The sequence below is a fragment of the Kitasatospora sp. MBT63 genome, assembly GCF_000710465.2.
Taxonomy (GTDB): domain Bacteria; phylum Actinomycetota; class Actinomycetes; order Streptomycetales; family Streptomycetaceae; genus Kitasatospora.
Window position 1 is genome coordinate 608 of sequence record NZ_JAIZ01000759.1, and the last position, 217, is coordinate 824.

The 217-nt window shown below is 77.0% G+C and carries 1 protein-coding gene; it reads left to right on the forward strand.

What is annotated here, in order from left to right; genetic code table 11:
• On the forward strand, positions 1-217 hold a 217-nt coding region (locus AA75_RS39625; RefSeq protein WP_033825324.1), incomplete at both ends, for a polyketide synthase dehydratase domain-containing protein.

Sequence of the window (217 nt, forward strand, 5' to 3'; positions counted from 1 at the left end):
CCGCCGCCGCCCGGTTCCCCGACGGCGAGGGCGCGCTGCTCACCGGCCGGATCTCGCTCGCCGACCACCCCTGGCTCGCGGACCACGCCGTCCAGGGCACGGCGATCGTCCCGGGCACCGCACTGCTGGAGCTGGCGATCCGGGCCGGTGACGAGGTCGGCGCGAGCGTGCTGGACGAACTGGTCGTCGAGGCGCCGCTGGTGCTGCCCGAGACGGG